This is a genomic window from Microcoleus sp. BR0-C5 (assembly GCF_036705045.1).
Classification (GTDB): Bacteria; Cyanobacteriota; Cyanobacteriia; order Cyanobacteriales; family Microcoleaceae; genus Microcoleus.
Genome location: NZ_JAUBTR010000178.1, coordinates 1 through 2,133, shown reverse-complemented (window position 1 = coordinate 2,133; position 2,133 = coordinate 1). Strand labels below are relative to the sequence as shown.

The following is a 2,133-nucleotide window of genomic DNA, read 5'->3' as shown; positions in this document are numbered from 1 at the left end:
GATGCGAACTGGGGAGGGAAATAAATTCAGGGGATTGATTTGTCGCCACATAGACATAGCCAGCACAAACACTCCCGTCGATGCGAGTACGAGTGCGATGAGTTGCCCAAGGTCAACCCAGTCTAAAAAGTTGGTGGAAGTCTGGCGGGTAAAACCACACACAGGAAACGAACCGTCGTTAGTCCAATCTAGTGTGTCTAGTGTGTTGCCTAGCGCCCTATCTAGTGTGTCTACAGTGTCACTGTCTACAGTGTCTACAGCTTGCGGGTCAAGCGGTTTAGGCGTGTTGTCTACAGTGTCTAGCACCGTGTCTACAGTGTCTACATTCACTGTGTCAAGCGATTCACCGTCAACCAGGTACAGTTCTAGCAGCGCTTCCCACGTAGCAGTTTTGCTGAGTTTCCCGAACTGTCTAGCGTCTTCATTGGAGAAGCCACGGTCATAGGCGATCGCCTTTAATTGGTCAATGCGACGGTAGCTGACGGTAGGCTTAGTCATGGCAAAACCCCGCCAACTCAATCATTAAGAGTTGCGATCGTCCGGTAGGACAATCGGCTGAAAGTGGCATAATTTATAGGCTCCAAACGTTGTACAGAAACGGTTTGGGGAAGTCGTGGTTTGGCTAGCATTTCCAGTGCTCGTCAACCGCGCATCAATCTTCCTTAGTTACTCACGATTGCAGACTTACACTTCCTTGTCAACACAGGAAGTGTAAAGTTTTGTTTCAAGTTATTCGGCAAGCAACTCCATAACTTCATCGGACGTAATGCCGTAGATAGCGGCCAGCAGTTTGACATTTTTTACATCGCCACCCAATTGTTTAAGCACCCCAATTGCACTACCCAATGGAATAGCTTCTGTTGTGGACTGAGTTAGTAAATCAATCGTTGTCTGAGTATTGGCTCGTTTTTTATAAGTACCTTCATTCATCTGTGTTGAATGCCCCAAACTCTTAGCTCTTGTCTCCTGAGACATCCCCGCCATTTGACCGTTGAGATTCGCTAAGTGACGTAAAGCGTGGGTTTGGGTAAAGCCTTTGTCCCATCTTCTTAAGATAGTTTGTGCGCGGTCACTGTATAGCCCACTAATCGTCTTTGGATTGTTTGACGATGTTCTAACATCAGGCAAGTTGCCTGATTTGATTTCTAAACATTCCATCAAGTCAGGATGAGTAGGAGGGAGCATGGGTATACACAACCTGTAGCCCGTCTTAGTTGTAGTATCTAGTAACGTCTTCTCGCCTACTACGGAAATCATTTGTTTGTTTATCGGTTCATTCAAGGCAGGAATAATAACACCATCTTTCGTCTTAAATGGCTTGTCAATATTCTGAATCGCAAAAACTTCATGAACTCGAAAGCCATACACCAACTGCATTGAGAATACCCACATCCACCGCCTACGTGATTCCAAATGGTATCGTTTGTTGTTGGGAACATCTAAAACCACTTCGCGAAGTTTTAAAAACTCATCAACAGATAAAGTTTGAAGGTCTTCACGAAATTCTGTTTGTCTACCGTCAATCTCTTTGAGCCTGCCCAATAAGTCGGCACTGTCAATAGTCTCAGCAAGCTTTTTCATGGCGCACAAGCAATTTTTAAAGCACTTGGTTCCTTGTTTTTTACCGTTAACTGCGGACAGAACATCTGTTAGGTTTACGACCCTATCTTGTGGCAACAGCTTATAGTAGTCACCGTAAACGGCACTCCAAGTACGTTGCTGACTAATACTACTCCTGTCACGTTGTTGACGGCGTTTAGTGCGTCCATCCCAGTATTCTTTCTCTACTTTTGTTATCGCCTGACCAAACGTTATCAAATCATTTTTGATGACGTTTTTATCCAAAATAACATCATCATACCAGGCTAAAAAGCGACTCTCGCTAGAGAAGGACTGTAAACCGCTAGCAACTAGATGAGCTTTCCTCAGAGCATCAGTGATGCCTTGCATGGTCAAGTAGCACCCACAAGTCTTGTTGACACGCTTGTCACCTAACTTGAATTGCAACGTTATGTAACCACCGCTCGCTTTCCTGTCTCTTTTTAGCCCTACGCCCTTGGGGTGAGTCGAGGGGGGATATTATTCCCCGCCCCTCTCAGTTAATTAGAGTCGATGCCTGTGTTACCACAGGAC

The 2,133-nt window shown here is 45.3% G+C and carries 2 protein-coding genes; both read right to left on the bottom strand.

Translation table 11 applies throughout. The features are described 5' to 3' along the window. Window positions 1-498: hypothetical protein (locus tag QUB08_RS31690; protein ID WP_333230233.1), on the bottom strand; the 498-nt coding region annotated here is incomplete at its 3' end. A 231-nt stretch (window positions 499-729) separates the two neighbouring features. Then, complete coding sequence (locus tag QUB08_RS31685; RefSeq protein ID WP_333230231.1) at window positions 730-1,950, bottom strand: hypothetical protein; 1,221 nt, start codon at window positions 1,948-1,950, stop codon at window positions 730-732. Between the last annotated feature and the right edge of the window lie 183 nt (window positions 1,951-2,133).